The sequence below is a fragment of the Algoriphagus aquimarinus genome, assembly GCF_007997215.1.
GTDB lineage: Bacteria > Bacteroidota > Bacteroidia > Cytophagales > Cyclobacteriaceae > Algoriphagus > Algoriphagus aquimarinus_A.
The window spans coordinates 47,960-66,665 of sequence record NZ_VORW01000015.1; the positions used below are offsets into that span (position 1 = coordinate 47,960).

Below are 18,706 nucleotides of genomic sequence, written 5' to 3' on the forward strand. Positions count from 1 at the left end.
TTTAATTCTATCACGACGACTATTGATCATGCCGAAACGGTTAATGGGGGAAGCAGCCTATATCCCATGTAATAGACTTGCCTCTCGGTGACTTTGCGACTATAGAACTTCCCCCTTTACAACGTACTATGCTATCTATATTTTTTCACTTCTACTCCCCGCATATTGTAGGTCACTCCGAGTAGGAAATATCTTGATAGCGTTTCAATCCTTCCAGTGGAAACATAGTTTTGGCCCGCAAACTGGCTGATGGTTTGATTTTGCTTGAAGATGTCGTAAGCGGAAAGCCTGACTTCCCATTTTTTAGCCTCGCCGAGTAGTTTATAGACGAATGCATTGAGGATAGGTACTTTCTGATCAAATCCAAAACTTTCGTTTTCATATCGATTATAGTTGAATTTCACATCTAGGTAAAAATCTTTTGGGAATTTGATGTTCATATTACTATATGCACTCCAATTTATTATGTCCTGGTTTTGGGCGGGGTTTTGTTCGTATTTGGTTTTGCTAAGTCGGAAGGATGACCCGGTATATAGGCTGAACCATTCTAATGGGGTCAGATTTAAATTCACCCCAAAGTTATTGCTATAAGTTTTGGTCTCTGTCTCGATTGAGTTGATTAGGGAGAGACTTTTAGAATAGGACGGATTTGCTGAAAAATACGCGGTAGCCTTGGTTTTTACGATAGGAAATCCAAAACCTAGGTATGGGTAATAACGCTGTCCCCCGGAAACATTTCCTGCCTTATACGTAGTGACAAAGGTTTCTGGGTCTATGGTTTGGTTTTGAACGACTTGATTCTGATAGAATGTTGAATTGAATGAAAACCGCAAATTTATAAACGTGGCAGGATCATACATATCGTATCCTGTATTGAAAGAATGGGATACTTCGGGCTGTAGATCAGGATTTCCTTCCCGTATATACAATGGATTTGATATGTCCTTGAATGGCTGTAGGTCTGCGATATTTGGCGGAGTGACGCCCATAGCATAGCTTGCGTTGATACGCTTGTTGCCTTTCATTGTTTTGTAGTAAGACACATTAGGAGTGAAATTGAGGTAGTTCTTATCCACTCGGCCTAATATCTCACTAGCTTCTACCACTGAAAACTGCCCGTTCAATCGGTAGTTGGAGGCGGCTAAACCCACGCTTAAATTAGAGCCTTTGTTAGCATATCGGATGCTGGAACCGAACCTGTTGTAGGTGATTGTGTTATCAAAAAACCTACTAAGATCTGGATTTAGCTCTTGGGTATCACTTGCCTCCACATCGAATACTTTTCGGTTTGTTTCGCTTTTTGATTGGCTGAAATTGTAGAAAGTCTCCCAGAAAAATATTTTTTTGATGGGTTCGACAAAGAGTAGGCTTGACTTGATCTGGTTAGAGCCATTCAGTGCCTGGTTCAATTGATCCAAGTTTCGGAAATAGGTATTTGGGTCTGTTGAGTTCATGAGATCTACAACGGATTTTTGTATACCATTTTGGTCTGCCTTACTATAAGTATCACTGAGACTGGCAGCAAAGTTTCGTCCGTTTTTTTTGAATTTATGCCTATATATTGCAGTGCCCTGAAAGGCCCCTGACCATTTATCCGATTGGTTGTTCCTATCCATTTGGCTTTGCTCTGTGCTACTGCGAATCAGCTCCTGATGGCTGGCCAAGGCTGTAGTAAGTGAACTTATCCTTCCTTTTGCGTTAATGGTGATGGTGTTGGCGCTGTCTAATTCGTTTTGAAAACGAAGGTTTACCCGATGGTGACCTGCCATGTTATTTTGTAAGCTTTGGTCAGTGGAAGTGAAGGATGTATTGTCCTGCAGGAAGTTTGTTCTGCTATTGAAGCTCTCTATCGTTTGATCACTGCGGCTATAGAAGTAATTGCTACTGAAATCCTTCTTGTCCTTCAGGTAATTATAATTTATGCCGATGGCTTGGTTGTTGGAATAGCCAGAGTTGAGATTGTTGAAGGGGATTTCGAAAGATTCATCATTGGACCCTCCTGAAAAGGAAATATAATTCATCCCACCACTTCCATTAAAACCAAAGTCGCCGGTGTCACCAAATTGAAATGCACTGCTCCCTTTAAACTCCTGTAGGTCATCCCAGCTCAGACCGGATTGGTTGATATTATTGCCATAGCCGATGATCGAAAATTGATTGACTTTGTCAAATTTATTGAAAGAAGCATTTGAGGACCATCTTCCGTCTGTACCCCCTGCAGCTGAAAGCTTGCCAAAACCTCCCTTTTTAGCTTCCTCCTTCAGTTCAACATTTAAGGTTTTTTCCTTCACTCCATCTTCCACACCTGTGAGCTTGGACTGTTCTGACTTGTCATCGTATAGCTGAAGCTTGCTTATTGACTCTGCATTCAAGTTTTGCGTGGCCATTTTGGTGTTTCCTCCAAAAAAACGCCTTCCATCCACAGTTACTTTCTGTACTTGTTGCCCTTGTGCAACTATATTTCCATCCTTGTCGATTTCTATTCCGGGCAGCTTGCGGAGCAATTCTTCCAGGGTCGCTCCAGGGGGTACTTTAAATTTGCTTGCATCGTACTCAAGCGTGTCTCCACGCATCATCAACGGTGCTTTGGCGGCTTTCACCACCACCTCATAGAGTTCCTGTAAGATGGGCATCAACTGAATCTCATCGACTTCCAAGTCACCTGTTTCGGGAAGAACCAGTTCTTTCTGGATGGGGAGGTACCCCATATAGGTAGCTTTGATGAGCAGCGGTTGCTTTTCTACGTTTTTGAATTGATACTCTCCGTCTTTATTAGTCAGCGTGTATGCCACCAAGGCCGAGTCTTTTGGGCTAAGAAGTAGCACTGAGGTGTAGTCGAGCGGTATATTCGTGGTGTCTTTCACCACTCCCCGAATAGTAAGTTTGGATTGGGCATGCGAAGCAAAAGTGATGGCAGCCAAAAGAAGGTATGAAATGAGGAATTTCATTTTTTTTCAGTTTATATTTTTAACAATAATTTCCTTAACTAAAAATTACCCCACTAATCACTACCAATTCATCTTAACAGATTGAATTGGTAGGGTGAGATGGCAGGCTCAGGATTATTTGCATAGATTTTCAATCCAGCTAAAAAAGTTGAAGATGAGCGACTTTTACTTGTTGCAACCCTTATTCGACCTTTTTAAATAGTACTCTTAAGCCTCAAATTCTAATAGTATATGCCCCTTCACTTCTCTCCACTTCGAATAGTTATCTTTTAAACAAATCAAAAATTCCTTCTATCAAGTAGTGCCATTCAACAAAAAATTGGCAAATACTTAATTACTAGTACTAGTGACTATTTTACTAGTACGATTATAGTAATGATTTGAATAAAAGCAGCAAACTAATTTGTTAAATAATGTTATTAGGGTGGGGAGCTATGGAAATAATTCTAAGGTGAAAAGTGAGAAATACATCCTGTTAATAGGTGAATTTTTTAAAAATCGATTTCACCCAAGTGGAAAAGAGAAATATCGGTATTTTTTCTTCCTTGCCAATCAGCCATCATTACCTGCTAGTTACCGGTAAGTACATGGTATGAAATCATAGGAGATCACACGCTGGCAAATGCTATTTTAGACAGAATTGTGCAAGACGCACATCGCATCGAACTACAGGGAGAATCCCAAAGAAGAAAACGTAAAATCAATCCCGAAAATCAATAACTTTAACACGATGGTAAGTCTACTATTCCAAAAATATAACTTCTCAAGCGCCTGAGTTTGCATCACTGTCCGATGTCAACTTCGTCATTTTTTGTATCCAAATCCTTCTCAAAAGAATTCGACTTTTAGGATAGCCTATTTCACAAGCCAGTAGAGTAATTTGAACATCGAGGTTGTTTCTTTTAACTCAAAAACTTGGCTAACGAGAAGCCTTTCACTTTATGTTTGACTCTTCGTTTTAACTTCGGGGAACTTAGTGGGTTGTATATCCTCTTTAGCCCAGGATTATTCTCTACTTAATTTCTTCAATCGAGTCAGGTAAGCCTGTTCATAATTATTTTTCAATTTATCCGACAAATAAGATTGGCCGATTAAACGCAACACTTCATCTTTTCCGGAAGACAACTGGGAAAAAACACCGTCACTAATTTTAGGGTTTACCTTGGACAAATCAGCCAAGAGATAAAACTGTTCATGCACCTTTCCTTTTGCCAAAGCTAGAGGTAGCAGTCCCTCATCTAGCGCAAAGTCTTTATCTCCAATATGAATGCGACTGTTCAGTAGGTCATAGGCCGGACTCATTTTAAAATCACCTAATTCAGTTTGTATCAATGAGAAGTTTTTAAAATGTGCATCTCCATTGGAAAACAGGTAATTGAACAATATGAGTTTAAGTAGCTTAGGAGCTTCCACATCATAGGCGGGTACATATTTCTTCAACAATTCGAATAATTCAGAGTAACTCCCCAGGTATTTATAATCTTCACCATGAGTCTGAGGTGTTCTTTGAGCTAATGAGGCAAAATCTTCCTGTGCCCTTTTAGTCCCGTCATCTTTTACATCAAATCGCTTGGTGATATAAGCTGGTTCTCCATTATTAAAAAATATGAGTGCATTTTCAGCAGTTTCTAAATTAAAAACCTGCCTTGCTATTTGCATGGTTAAATGTTCGTTAGCAGGCATATACTCAGGGTTTTTACCGGCATTTGGTTTCGGTTTTAGGATGTATTGCCCCTGTTCACCTTCATTGGTTAATCGCAATTTGTTTTTGTCTAACAGTACCGAAAACTTCTCCTGGACTCCCGAGATAGACATTCTTTTCCGATTTTCATCAAACAGTTCATCTGTGACCTCGCTTGAGGATGGTGATTCATAGGGAAGTATATGACTTACCTTTTTCCCATAAAAAATACGTTTTAAGGCAGTTGAGGAGTAAGTATGATTTCCTTCTTTTAATGTTCCAGGGCAAAAATGGATTTCAGGCATGCTCATACATTGTCTAGTTTAATCACTCTAACCGCACCTATCGTATCATGGGTCGCTGTATTAAGTAAAATACCAAAATGATCTGCTTTATCTATTCGCAAAGCATGACACACAAGTTGCTTATTGGCCCCTTCCGGAAGCATATTATAGAAAAATGGAAACAAAAATTCCGATTGGTATTCTTGTTGATTTTTAGGAAATGTAAGACTTACAGGAGGTTTGTTTGTGTCATTAATCCATGCATCATGGTACCTAAACACAAATGAACCATCTTCTAATTGAGTGAGCAATCCAGCCTCTTCGTCTTTATAAATAACCTTTGCTTGTCTCATTTATTAACGCTGAGCGTTTTTACTTTAAACGTAAGTTCCAAACCTAGCGCATCAGCTAATTTACTTAGGGTTTGCAATGTGGGATTACCTCTTCCACTTTCAAACTGTTTTAGGGTCCTTAGGCTTACTCCAGCTAGTTCTGCAAGCATTTCTTGGGTAACCTGCAACATCTCTCTACGAACTTTTAAGTATTTTATCATTTCTGGAAAGTGCATCATAATACTTTATTTAAACCAAAAATAGGAATTACTTTAAAAAAAGCCACAAAAGAGCAGTAAAATGCACTTTAATAAAAATATTAACTATAAAGAAACCTTTTCATGCAAAATAGTGCGCTATAGCACACTATTTTTACAAAAATTCGATAGCATAACCTATTCATTACTCTTAATAGACGTAGAGAATAAAAAGAATTGGTAATCTAGATGATAGAGTGAGCATAAACTTATTTACAAGATCTAAAAACAGCACCAATTTTTGCTTACAGCGATATCGCACAGCAAGGAAATTTTGAATGTATTGAACTCTAAAAATCGACTCGATCATAAAAAAAGGGAGGCTCTTATCGCCTCCCCATTTGCTTAAATAGATTCTACAAAATCTAAAAAGACTTTTTTATGAAGTTCAAGATCCATGTTAGCAGAAAGTGCTACCCTAGCTATGTAATCCTTGTCCCCTTCCTTAGTTGTTCCTTGAGTAGAAGTGGCAGGTATAGTCCAATAACAGCCTTTCAACTGCCCATAACTCACACAATACTTACTCTCATTAGGGATTTGGGTAATCATTAAGTTGATCAACTTATGATTCAATGCTCTTTTATAGGATTCCTTTTCTTCATCTGAATCCCCCTTAGTTGGAAGATCCAATGAAAACACAGAAGGAGTAAATCCTTGTTTTGCCAATTCTTCTGAAACAAAATTGATTTTCGCGTCTGGCAAAACTTCGTGGATGAAGTTCACAAATTCACGGGTATTTTGGTAAGCATCAATAATTCTCTGGTTCATTGATGGCAATTGTTTAGCTAATATTTCATACTGCAGAGCTGTAGCCTCATTGTCACAAAGGTTTAGATGTAGTTCTATTTTCTCCATCAACTCCTTTGTTTTGGTATTACCTACGCAGTACCCAGCGGTACATAGCCCGCCACTTGGGAATTTCGAGCCGCTGGCAAATGAAATGGTTCTAACAGTGGAGAGTATTTGTCCTTCTCCCAAAAAGAGGACATTCGGACAAAAGGTTTGATCCAAAATAAATACTGGATCTGTCGCAACTTCACCACTATTGGTTTTACGCACTTTACTCAAAACTGCCTTCAATTGTATAAGATCAGGCACTTCCACTCTAGGATTGGTTGGGATTTCAGCGATGATGTATGGGATAGCATCCTCTCCGGCAATTTTATCGAGTATGATATCAATACTTCGATTCATGTCGTTCCCTCCATCCACAGGTAAGTCCACCACTTCTACATTATCCAAGCAAGCAGCTACCCGTCTTGCTTGATCATTTGTACCACCATAACAATTCGGAGGAACCACAAATTTGATAGCCTTCCCTTTATGATTTTCTTGTGCATCATGCACAAGCCCCATCATAATCGCATATTGAATGGATAGTCCGCTAGAGCCAACAAGTGCCTTTGTATTTGAACCTGTAATTGTCGCTATTGACTCTAAGACCAAAGTTTTATTAGCCTTCACATCTCCATTGCTTTCAGGACTTTTCTGAGGGGATTCAGAAGACTGCCCTACTAGAGACTTTAAAGCTTCAAGGCAATTAGCCGGTGTCATGGCGATAGTCTCTCTTCTCCTTACATGCTGGATTTCTGAGATATAACTTTCATTCTCTTCACCATTTACGAGTAAAACACTTCCAAGGGAAGGGGGAAGATTGATATAAAAGTCTATGTTTTGAGTGAGGTCAAAATGACCAATTTCCTTGCTCTCTGATATAAAAATAGAACTTCCGTCAAACTCGGATACGGTTGAAGCTTTTTCAACATGATTTAATTCGAACTTATACCCATAAACATTCCTGAGTACTTCTGCATCAAAACAAGCTGGTAAGTCACCGGAATAATTGATTTGAGTATTCTTATTGGCAAACAAGTTCTTTCTTAGAACGGCCAAAACAGGAGCTGTCCTGGAAGAAAAACTGATTATATTTTCTGCTTTTACTTGGTTTAAGTTCGCTATTACCCATTCTAGCACACAGGATAAAGGATGCCCTAGTCGGATATAATCATAAGCAGTTGGCAATTCACTAAGTGATGTTCTGAGTGGAATTACTTCAGAAGCTTCGCTGTCATTGAATAAGATGTCAAACTCCTCTAAAAATTGTGTTTTGGCCAATGACTCATCATAAATATCCAGTCTATGTGTGGTTAGATTCAGCCAGGCAGATGGCATATTTTCCAAAACCTCTGTAACGAAGTTTAGCATTTTGTTATCCTTGGTAATCTTCATCGATAATAGACTGATTATTTATTAATTTATTTACTTCAATAATGCCAGAATGAATTGTAATACACTCTTGCACTCATGTTTTCGAAACTCCCATTAGATTTGGCCCTCCATGTGCGTATTGATTACTGGTTATAAGCGCTCTGCTGAGGCCAAATTAAGACTTTCGCAGGTCTCGTCAAGTGGGCTTTGAATGTTTGTTGGAAATTGGCAGGTTGATTTATCCCAGAAACTATTCGCCTATAAGGTAAACTTTAGGACAGGCAAAACTAACAACCGCTAACTACTTTAGGTTCGAAGTAAATCTACGGATCGGCTAATCCCTATAAAATTAAAGCAGTGATCATACTATGAATTCTCCTGATTCTACAGGATTACATCAAGTACGGTCACTGCCTTTTACTCTTAAGATTTTTGGAGCTATTGTTTAACCCCAATTTCTATTACTCTCTATTCTAAACCTGATCTGGCACTTCAAATCCTGGTCTATAGTCGCGGGTTAACATTTTATCTGCTTCAGGATCATTGACAAAAGTCTCGGATTTTGGATCAAAATCTAAAACTCGTCCCAGTCTATATGAAATATTTCCCAAGTGAGCCAAACCTGAAGCGAGGTGTGCTGTTTCCACAGGTCCGTTCAAGATTGACTTGTCATGCTTTCGAACTGCATCTATGAAGTTGGCAAAGTGTCCATCTGTACCGCCTGCTCCTCTGTCCATACCCGACGAAGCTGCTGCTCCATCATCTCCTGATATACCTGGAGTTCCCTTTTCACCAAGGAAAGTCTGGAATTTATCATATCCATCGACAACAAGATATCCCTTGTCGCCATAGAAGATATTTCCTACCGAAGCACCGCCTTCTGAATTGGTGTACCATGGGCGAACTTCAAATTGTATAATCTTATTTTCTTCTGGATAATTATAGATAGAAGTAAGCACCTCAGGCACTTCCTTGCTGTCATCCCAAAGGAACTTACCGCCCATAGAAGTGATTTTTGTCGGGAAACCTACATCCAGTCCCCACATACAAAGATCCGTTTCATGGATTCCTTGGTTGCCAACATCTCCATTGCCATAGTCCCAGTTCCAATGCCAGTTATAATGCACTAGGTTACGTGTAAAGGGTCTTTTAGGTGCAGGGCCAGTCCATAAGTCATAGTCCAATCCTTCAGGAACTGGAGAAACACCTTTGTCGCCAATGTCTCCACGCATTCTAAACACAAGACCACGTGCCATATAAACTCTACCAATGTAGCCTTCCCGCATCAATTTTATCGCTTGCTGAACTGCCGGAGAGCTTCTCAATTGAACTCCATGCTGCACGATACGGTCGTACTTATTTGCCGCTTCTATCATCTTGCGGCCTTCAGAGATATTATGAGATCCCGGTTTCTCTACATAGACATCTTTGCCTGCCTGGCAAGCCCAAATGGTAGCCAAAGCATGCCAGTGATTTGGGGTAGCAAGACTTACAACATCTATATCCTTATTGTCAAATACCTTTCTTAGATCTTGCTCAATTGCTACATCTTTGCCGTATTTCTCTTTGAAAGCTTTTTGCGCAGGGGTCAGAAGGTTCATGTCTGGATCGCAAAGTGTGGTAATCTCTACATCCTTTTGCGCCATAAAGCCTTGAATATGACTTTTACCTCTACCATTGATTCCCAATACAGCAGCATTAATTCTGTCATTTGCTCCAAATGCTGACGCTGGAATGATGGTAGGGAGTACCAAGGCAGCGGTGCCTGCAATTGCTGTTTTTTTAATGAAGCTTCTTCTTGATGGTTCTTTATTCATTTTATGATTTTATTTTGGGTGTTGTTCAGCTTCAATTTATTAAAAAAAAACGCTAATCTATAATTGAATTATACAGATCGGTTTAAAATACTTTTAAGCTAGCTCCACAAGAAAGCCTCTCCTTATAATAAGAAGAGGCTTTGGCGTTTAAGAATTAGAATTTTACTTTTTAATCAATCTCTTGTTCATCACAAGTATTCCTGTTTTCATTTGAACGGTATAAAGTCCCGGACTCAAGTGATCTATAGCAATCTGGTAAGTAGCAATGCCATTTTGCACTCCTTCTTCCTGATAAACCAATCTTCCGACTGCATCATAGATTCTGATTCCCACATTCATACTTTGCTCCAACTCTACTTCCAAATTCACTTCAGAACTTGAAGGATTTGGGAACATTTTGAATTCTCCGAATCTAGGTTCGCGACTTAGCTCAATTGCTCTTTCGATCGTCTGCCCTGCTCTATCAGTACTAAAGACTGTTATTCTGGCTGTTGCCGGAATTGCAGTTCCCTTCCAGATAAGTGACTTACCTCTAATTTCGAAGTTTGTGTGCTCAGCGATTGAATAGGTATGCTGATCATCCACAGGATCAATCGTTCTCAGATCTCCGATCAAGCTACCGTTATGAATATTTCTAAGCAGAATTGAATTGCTCAGTTGAATATCTGTAGCCAGAGGCTTATCTGCCACCAGTACATTGACAGTAATCGGCTCCTCAAGTTCAAACCATTCGTTTTCTTGCAGGTCAACTTTCATCTCATAGAATCCTGGTTGTAGCGCATTGTACGATTCAGTATTGATAGTTAGCTTGATTTTCTTACTGTCAAACCAGTTTTCGCTCTGAGAAACGATTTTATCATTTATCACTTCAAGTGGAGTATTCCATGGAACAGCAATTAATTCAGGTTCTTCCTCCATTCTGTAAGTAACGTTACAGCTTCCGATATAGGACCCAGGACTTACTGCGAGTAAAGCCTCGACTGCATTGGCACTAATACACATAGTTTTTCTCTTGCCATTCGGCATTATACGACAGACCTGAACATTGTTTTGTCCAGCCTTACCACAAGAAGCTTCAACTGAGATTACCTTGGAGAAGATTTCATTTCCTACACACTGTCCATCAACAATCAACTCTACCTTGTAGTCTTTCACAAAGTCACCATTTGCAACAATCTGGAAAGTTGAATATTCAGCTCCTGAAATTAGAGTGAAAGATCCACCTTCATTTCTTTCGTACCATTGGTAAGATAATCCAGAATATGGAGAAGGCTGATAAGTTGTTGTCAGAGTAGTGCTTGAAGGTAATCCCAGGGAACTTTCCGCTCCATCAAAAATGACCACATTGCCATTTGCGTTTTTAGGAATACTTGAACTAACGAATGCCTCAAACACGGTCAATTGAGCTGTTTCTGTCGTTTCCGAGCGAATAAGATTTCCAGAGACCGGCTCGAATTCCGCAGAAATTGGATAAGGCGATCCAGGTGTTAAACTAATGGTGAATGTTCCGGAGAAGACTCCATCAGTAACTGAGGCTACGTTGACAGTTCCTATCGTGGTACCACCGGTTTTGAAGGTAACTACTCCTCCAAGACTATTAACATCTGATTGGATTCCAGTATTGACAGTTTTCACAGTTGCAGTTAACGTTACCTGACCACCGTCACAATTTGCTAAAGCGTTACTAATAGTAATTGTAGTTGGAGCCATAGTGATTCCTATCACTACTGAATCGTTGTCGTCATTGTAGTTGCCAGTCACATCGGTGAACGTCCAGTAGGCTGTGCCACCTGGCACATTAGTGAAGCTAACACCAAGATTAAGTCCTGCTAATATTTCGCCTGCTAGGCCTTTTGCTGATCCTGTCGCTCCATGAGCTGCTCCATCGTAAGTTCCTGCGTAACCTGTAACCGTGATAGTCGCATCAATCTTATTGATCGCAAAGGCAGTCCAGTCACTGGAACCCGCATTATAGTTCGTGTTACCAGCAAAGTTTGACCTTACACGGTAAGCTCCTGCATCCGTTGGTGCTCCTGCAATACCAGACCAAGTGCTGCCATCATTCTGTTCGTATTCAAATGTCACCGAAGGAATCAAGTCTCCTTCCAAACCGGTAACACTACCTGTAGCTACAAATGGATTTCCATCATAATCTCCGCCGGCTCGTGTAACTGTTATTGTCGCAGCGATCTTATTGATCGCAAAGGCAGTCCAATCACTGGAACCCGCATTGTAGTTCGTATTACCCGCAAAGTTGGATCTTACACGGTAAGCACCTGCATCTGTTGGTGCTCCTGCAATCCCAGACCAAGTGCTGCCGTCAAATTCTTGGTATTCAATTGTCACAGCAGGACTTAAGGCTCCTTCCAAACCGGTTACACTTCCAGTAGCTACAAATGGATTTCCGTTATAGTCTCCGCCGGCTCGGGTAACTGTAATTGTTGCTGCGATTTGATTGATCGCAAAGGCAGTCCAATCACTGGAACCCGAATTGTAGTTTGTGTTACCCGCAAAGTTGGATCTAACGCGATAGTCGCCCGCATCTGTTGGTGCTCCGCTAATTCCAGTCCAATTACTGCCGTCATTTTCTTGGTATTCAAAAGTCACCGGAGGACTTAAGTCTCCTTCCAAACCGGTAACACTACCTGTAGCTACAAATGGATTTCCATCATAGTCTCCGCCGGCTCGTGTAACTGTTATTGTTGCAGCGATCTGATTGATCGCAAAGGCAGTCCAATCACTGGAACCCGCATTGTAGTTTGTGTTACCCGCAAAGTTGGATCTAACGCGATAGGCGCCTGCATCTGTTGGTGCTCCTGCAATTCCAGCCCAAGTGCTGCCGTCATATTTTTCGTATTCAAAAGTTACTAATGGACTCAAGTCTCCTTCCAAACCGGTAGCACTTCCAGTAGCTACAAATGGATTTCCATCATAGTCTCCGCTCGCCCGGGTAACTGTTATTGTCGCAGCGATTTGATTGATCGCAAAAGCAGTCCAATCACTGAAACCCGCATTGTAGTTCGTGTTACCCGCAAAGTTGGATCTAACGCGATAGGCGCCTGCATCTGTTGGTGCTCCGCTAATTCCAGCCCAATTACTGCCATCATTCTGTTCGTATTCAAATGTCACCGCAGGAATCAAGGCTCCTTCCAAACCGGTAGCGCTTCCCGTAGCTTCAAATGGATTTCCATCATAGTCTCCGCTGGCTCGGGTAACTGTAATTGTTGCAGCGATCTGATTGATCGCAAAGGCAGTCCAATCACTGGAACCCGCATTGTAGTTTGTGTTACCCGCAAAGTTGGATCTAACGCGATAGGCGCCCGCATCAGTAGGGGCTCCTGCAATTCCAGCCCAATTACTGCCGTCATATTTTTCGTATTCAAAAGTTACTGATGGACTTAAGGCTCCTTCCAAACCAGTAACAGTACCTGTAGCTTCAAACGGATTTCCATCATAATCTCCGCCAGCTCGGGTAACTGTTAGTGTAGCATCAATCTTATTGATCACCCCTTCGCTGTTGGTCACATAGTTGATGTTGTAATTTGCTCCACCATTACCGTCTTCAATTGAAGCACCGATTGCGGTTATCGTCTTGCCCGTGCCTACATTCTCATCATCATAGCTCTGAGTACCTTCTGATATCCAAGCATCTGTGCCCTGTAGGACGTCTCCTACAGGTGATAATGATGAACTGTTTGTTCCATCGTAGTCTTTGGTATCCGTCTGTGCGGTTACATTGACCTCTAGTGCCGTAATTTCAAAATCAGCAGCAGTAAAAACAATGGTATACTTCAATCCTGCATCCAAGTCACCTTGGTTAATGCTATATAATCCCGCATTTTCACCCGCTTCTCTACCTAATGAACCAGTAAGTAAAGCTTCAGTGTCTCCATCCTGGAAGCCAGTTGCTGAATAAGTAAGTACCGGATCTCCTGTTCCAAAGACTTTAGACTGATTTGGAGTTAACGTAATGTCTAATTGAATTGGATCCAAGGTAGTGCCCTCTGAAATATTTGACTCACAACTTACCCCCTGATCATTTACTGCTCTAAGCTGAACCTGATAAGTGGTACTTGAAGTCAAGCCCTCAATTAGGATAGGACTCGACGTCTGTGAAGGATTAGGGGTAATCCAATTTGCTCCATTATCGAGGGTGTACTCATAATTCGAAATGGCAGGTCCACCAAGACTTCCTGAAGTAAAGTCAACAGATAAGAAAGTGACTCCTGGGGTAATCCCATCAATCGTAGGCGCATCCGAATACACAGTAATGGTTACCGGATCAGCTTGTGTGGTAAGCACCCCGTCGCTTACTGACAATATCACTTGAGTAACTCCAACAGGATAAGGTCCTGCTGGAATTGCAGTAAAGGTTAAATCATCACCATCCGGATCACTTGAATTATTATTAAAGGCAATTGCTGGTATTGGTGCCACACAATTTCCCTGCACATTGGCATAAAGATCTTTAGCCTGAGCTATTGGAGGATTATTGCTTGGCGCAATATCAAAAGTAACAGAAGCAGTATTAGAGTCATCTGTTCCGTCATTGCTTACAAAGGCTATCGTACCTGCATCTGTTCCAACTAAACTCGGTGTAGGTGTAAAAGTGGCAGCATCCAATGCCGTATTTAAAGCGGCTAACGTACCAGCTGCTGTGAAGCTTGCTGCCCCATTTCCTGATCCTCCAAATGTGATCCCTGCAGTACCAAGAGTTACTGTTCCTCCAGTGATGGTAAACGTAATTGTCTGGTCATCTCCATCGGCATCGGCCACTTGAATGTCATCAGCCAGAGCGACATTTACATCATCCTCTGTGACCACTGGTGCTGTTGGAGGAGTCGCTACTGGAGGAGTCAATACTCTCTTGACCACCTGATCTTGTGCCGGAAGACCTTCATTATTTGAAGCATCAGTTAGGTTAACTGATAAGGTAATTGTTCCCAATCCCAAACCAGTTAAATCAATTCCAGTAATTTGATCTGTAGCCGTTATAATTGTTCCTGTATTAGTTACTGGAGTACCCCCTCCTGAGCTTGTAAAAATATATTCGTAGGTCGTTCCCACTTCTGCTCCAGCAAAAGTAAAGCTTACAGCATCATCGTTATCTGGTGTAATTGGATCTTGGTCAATGGTTACTGAATAACCCGAGGGTGCTACGTCATCGGCACAGAATTCGAAGTTGTCAACATTGAGGTATTGGAAAGATCCTCCTAAGGTAATGTCAATTTCATCTACAGATATCACTGAATTGTCAACGCCACCTTCTGTTTTTAAATCCAAAATATAATAGCCACTATTAGCACTGAAATCTGTTGGGAATCCAGATGCTTTGGAAATAGTATAAACAGTTGCCCCTCCATTTTTACCCACAACAGTGATATTACCATCATTAGTAGGGCTATCACCAGTAGGAATTGAAGAAAGGAATAATGCGATTTTTCTAAAATTGATTTCACCTGAATTGGGACGAATCGTATACGTTCCAGTTCCGGTATTTTTCAATACATTTTTGGAGCCATTGATTCCTATAGAAGGTGTTTCTGTATAAACTTCGAGGTTTCCAGTAATTGTAAAATCAAATCCTCCATAGCTAAACACCTTAGCTCCAACCGTCTCATCTTCAAAGTCTTCGACTAGACATGGGCTTACATTATGTACCTGGCCCGAAGTAAAAGCTGCAGTCCCATCTACCCCATTCTCATTTGTAATATCTGTTCCAACTTTAAGATCAAGCCGCAGAGTTCCCTCACCAGAAATCCCAGAAATAGGAACCGTATAAGTGGCGTTACTTCCCGTAACTGTCCCAATCGTTCCATTTGCAGTCCCTGTTTTGGTCAGCGTAAAATCATCAGAACTGACATTTTGAGCTATTTTAGAAAAATCTACTTGGTATTGTACAGAAGTAGCAGTGCTCAATGGAGATCCTATCAAATTGATAGCTGTCACTTCTGCCGGATCAGCATCACCTACGACAAATGGCACTCCATAGGTAATTTCATCTAAAATAATATACAAATCAACTCCTTCAATTCTTACTTCATCTACATTATAAAAATCCGGATTCGATGAAAAAGATTTTAATCCAGCGGTTGAACTATTGAAGTCAATATTTACTGTTGACCCTACTTGTAAGCCACCTGAAAAAGCCTTGATTGTTCCCGAAGTTGAAATTCCTGCTAAACCTCGCTCTTGAAGCCATATACTTATAAATTGAAATGAGGAATTATCCGCTTTTGAAATCTTCCATCCTTTAATTCCTTCTAATTCGAAATTGGCATCATCAAGCCCAGGACCTCCATCCTTTCCCTCATTAATATCAATACCCATGCAATTTACACAGGTCGCAGCAGGGCCTTTTATCACTTCAAATTCCAATTCACCTTCCACATGCGGAGTGCTCAAACCTTGGTTCTCAGTGTAACTGTTAAAATTAACAGTAGTCTGCGAAAACGAATACGCAGTACTGCAAATGAATAAAAATAGACAAAAAACGAGTTTGAATACTGGACGTTCCATCATAGTAGTTTTTAAATAAAAATACCTACTCCAATAAGAGTAGGCACAATGAATTCTAATTTCTAAAAGGTAAATTTTCTGAAATACTTATTGTATAATCACTATAGTAAGAAGAATGATAAGAGTGTGAAATACTGAACAAACACCCTCCAATTGTATCCTGAATCAAATATATAGGCAAAGATGAATTAGGCGTATTTAGAGCAGCAATCGCTAAGTAAACCGGCCTTCTACAGCTTAATGGTAGCCGGGGATTTACAGATACATAATTAACTGCAGCAGGCCTTGTATCTAAAGCATAACTGTAGTCTATAATCTGATTTTGGTTTGAAAAGGAATGAATTGCTTTTTCAGTTTTTACAAACTGGACTCCACTAACATCTAAAAAATCAGCGCCATAACTCTCGCTAATTGCTGTTCGGCTCCCAAGAACCGGCAATTCCAAATCAACTGAGAAGACTCCACACGAAGCAATCAAAATATTAAAAGTTTAAGTTTAAAAATAATATATTGAGAATATTCATGACAATAAAGCCATCTCAATAATAAATCAACTCAGATTAAAGTAATAGTTTTATATCTTAAAATTCTTACTAAATGTAATTATCTTCAAGATTTACCCAAGCAAAATACAGATACACTTCCATATTACCTATACGTATAAACACGTATACTGAATAAATCCTGTGACACCTATATCAATGAATCGCCGACCCATTTTCTGTTCTTAACGAGGCAGACATTAAAGAAAATCTAGAGACATCACCTACCTCAAAAGCGCGTTGCTATTTGAGAATATAGCACTCTCTTTCTTACTGTAAAAATTATAATTGAAAAATCAACACATAATTTATCCTGAAAAAGACAGTTTAAATACCCATAATTCAAGAATACAGGCATTTATTTTTAATGTTAAATTAAGCATACTATTCATCACTTATAATTAATATCGTTCGCCAAACTATTTTATCATATGGATTTAAATACTAACTAATTTTATCAGAATTAATCATGACCATTTTTTCTCCTAACCATTTATACTGCTGATATTTTTCCTGATAATCTGCCTTCAGTTCTAAGTTCGGAATATAAACTTGGCGAAACCCTGCACCCATTGCTTTTATAGCTATTTCCATAGTATTAAAAACACCCGAGGCGACAGCTGCATACATCCCAGCTCCTAAAGCAGGAGTCTGGGTTGATGCTGTGATTTTGATGGTTCTCCCCAGCACATCAGCCATAGTCTGCATCACCAAATGTGATTTATGAGCTACACCACCAATTGCGATTACCTCATCAATCCTCAAACCCTCTTCTTCAAATCGATCAATTATTAGCTTGGAACCAAAACAAAGTGATTCAACCAAACTTCTGAAAATATGCGCAGATGAAGTCCCCATATTCAAGCCGGCAACAGCCCCTTCCAGAGATTCATCCACATCTGGAGAGCGTCGTCCATTTATCCAATCCAAGGAAACAAGTGTGCAATCCTCTATTGATAATTTGCCTGCTTCTTCAGATAAAGTAATCAACATGTCATCTTTCATTTCTTGAATCAAATTCTCCTTTGTATGGGAATCTAAAAAATCAGTGTTTTGGATGAGTTGAATAGAAGGAGTTAAAAGCAATTTACTAAACCAGGCCAACACATCTCCAAAACCTGCCTGTCCAGCTTCAAGACCAATATAACCTGGCAAAACAGAACCATCCACTTGTCCGCATATGCCTTTGATCAGCTTTTTACCCATTTCTGCAGTTGAAGCCACCAAAATATCACAGGTAGAAGTACCGATCACTTTTACTAAAGAATGCTCGACAATCCCTGCTCCCACTGCTCCAGCATGAGCATCAATTGTCCCTACAGCTACCACCGTGTCTTCTGAAAGTCCAAGCTTCAATGCCCATTGCTTGCTGATTTTACCCGCCACTTCATGGGAGGTATAGGAATGAGTAAACAGGTTTTTGCGAAGATCAGCCAATGAGCTATCGAGTATAGTCAAAAAACTCTCTGAGGGAAGACCATCCCAGTCTTGATGCCACAATGCCTTATGTCCTGCCGCACATCTGCTTCTTTTCAGTTTTAAAGGATCAATCCCTGTAAGTACCCCAGTGATGTAATCACAATGCTCCATCCAGGAAAATGCAGCACTTGCCACTTCCTTATCTTTTCTATGAATCGAAAGGATTTTAGACCAGAACCATTCTGAAGAATAAATTCCACCAGAATATTTAGTAAAGTCCTCCCCTCCCCAAGTTCTTGACAACTCCGTAATTTCAGCTGCTTCTTTGATTGCTGTATGATCCTTCCAGAGCACCATCATAGCATTTGGATTCTCTTCAAATCCTGCCTTCATGGCGAGGGACTCACCATTTTTATCAACTGCCATAGGGGATGATCCAGTAGTATCCACACAAATCCCTTTGATCTGGCTCCTTGCTATCCCTGACTCTCGTACTACCTCTGCTATCGAATTTTCCAATCCCTCTAAGTGATCCAAAGGATGTTGTCTGAACTGATTCTTAGCAGGATCGCAAAATAGACCCTTCGCCCATCTTGGAAAGCTATACACCGAGCTCGCAACGATGTCTCCATTTTCTGTATTTACCAATAACGCACGAACAGAGTCGGTTCCGTAGTCCAAACCTATTACATAAGCCAT

General features: G+C 40.4%; 9 protein-coding genes and 1 pseudogene. 1 reads left to right on the forward strand and 9 read right to left on the reverse strand.

Annotated features, from left to right (window positions below):
• Positions 1–131: 131 nt before the first annotated feature.
• Positions 132–2,948 carry an outer membrane beta-barrel family protein gene (locus ESV85_RS16830; RefSeq protein WP_146919644.1) on the reverse strand — a complete coding sequence of 939 codons (2,817 nt, stop codon included), beginning with the start codon at positions 2,946–2,948 and terminating at the stop codon, positions 132–134.
• Between the two features lie 588 nt (positions 2,949–3,536).
• Here ESV85_RS16830 and ESV85_RS16835 point away from each other — a divergent pair.
• Positions 3,537–3,668, forward strand: a pseudogene (locus tag ESV85_RS16835) (ATP-binding protein); the annotation flags it as partial.
• A gap of 285 nt (positions 3,669–3,953) precedes the next feature.
• Here ESV85_RS16835 and ESV85_RS16840 read toward each other — a convergent pair.
• The 8 genes from ESV85_RS16840 to ESV85_RS16875 all read right to left on the reverse strand — a co-directional run bounded on the left by ESV85_RS16840 (position 3,954) and on the right by ESV85_RS16875 (position 18,706).
• Positions 3,954–4,940 (reverse strand): type II toxin-antitoxin system HipA family toxin, encoded by a 987-nt coding sequence (locus ESV85_RS16840; RefSeq protein WP_146919645.1) that lies wholly within the window; start codon positions 4,938–4,940, stop codon positions 3,954–3,956.
• Positions 4,937–5,266: a HipA N-terminal domain-containing protein gene (locus tag ESV85_RS16845; RefSeq protein WP_146919647.1), complete on the reverse strand. Its 330-nt coding sequence runs from the start codon at positions 5,264–5,266 to the stop codon at positions 4,937–4,939. Before ESV85_RS16845 ends, ESV85_RS16840 begins: the two co-directional genes overlap by 4 nt.
• Positions 5,263–5,466, reverse strand: a complete 204-nt coding sequence (locus ESV85_RS16850; protein WP_223276029.1) for a helix-turn-helix domain-containing protein — start codon at positions 5,464–5,466, stop codon at positions 5,263–5,265. Before ESV85_RS16850 ends, ESV85_RS16845 begins: the two co-directional genes overlap by 4 nt.
• Positions 5,467–5,847: 381 nt before the next feature.
• Positions 5,848–7,731, reverse strand: coding sequence for a PLP-dependent transferase (locus ESV85_RS16855; RefSeq protein WP_223276030.1), 1,884 nt, complete (start codon positions 7,729–7,731; stop codon positions 5,848–5,850).
• 452 nt (positions 7,732–8,183) lie between these two features.
• Positions 8,184–9,527, reverse strand: coding sequence for a Gfo/Idh/MocA family protein (locus ESV85_RS16860; RefSeq protein ID WP_146919649.1), 1,344 nt, complete (start codon positions 9,525–9,527; stop codon positions 8,184–8,186).
• Between the two features lie 162 nt (positions 9,528–9,689).
• Entirely contained in the window at positions 9,690–16,046 is a 6,357-nt protein-coding gene (locus tag ESV85_RS16865; RefSeq protein WP_191322039.1) for an MBG domain-containing protein, read from the reverse strand.
• 55 nt (positions 16,047–16,101) lie between these two features.
• The gene (locus ESV85_RS16870) at positions 16,102–16,524 is read right to left on the reverse strand and encodes a hypothetical protein (RefSeq protein ID WP_146919653.1); all 423 of its coding nucleotides are present in this window, start codon (positions 16,522–16,524) and stop codon (positions 16,102–16,104) included.
• A 508-nt stretch (positions 16,525–17,032) separates the two neighbouring features.
• On the reverse strand, positions 17,033–18,706 hold the full coding sequence (locus ESV85_RS16875; protein ID WP_146919655.1) for a ribulokinase: 1,674 nt from the start codon (positions 18,704–18,706) through the stop codon (positions 17,033–17,035).

Excerpts from the sequence above, each read along its gene's own strand:
- ESV85_RS16830 (WP_146919644.1), bottom strand. The coding sequence starts at position 2,948 with ATGAAATTCCTCATTTCATACCTTCTTTTGGCTGCCATCACTTTTGCT.
- ESV85_RS16840 (WP_146919645.1), bottom strand. The coding sequence starts at position 4,940 with ATGAGCATGCCTGAAATCCATTTTTGCCCTGGAACATTAAAAGAAGGA.
- ESV85_RS16845 (WP_146919647.1), bottom strand. The coding sequence starts at position 5,266 with ATGAGACAAGCAAAGGTTATTTATAAAGACGAAGAGGCTGGATTGCTC.
- ESV85_RS16850 (WP_223276029.1), bottom strand. The coding sequence starts at position 5,466 with ATGATAAAATACTTAAAAGTTCGTAGAGAGATGTTGCAGGTTACCCAA.
- ESV85_RS16855 (WP_223276030.1), bottom strand. The coding sequence starts at position 7,731 with ATGAAGATTACCAAGGATAACAAAATGCTAAACTTCGTTACAGAGGTT.
- ESV85_RS16860 (WP_146919649.1), bottom strand. The coding sequence starts at position 9,527 with ATGAATAAAGAACCATCAAGAAGAAGCTTCATTAAAAAAACAGCAATT.
- ESV85_RS16865 (WP_191322039.1), bottom strand. The coding sequence starts at position 16,046 with ATGGAACGTCCAGTATTCAAACTCGTTTTTTGTCTATTTTTATTCATT.
- ESV85_RS16875 (WP_146919655.1), bottom strand. The coding sequence starts at position 18,706 with ATGGCTTATGTAATAGGTTTGGACTACGGAACCGACTCTGTTCGTGCG.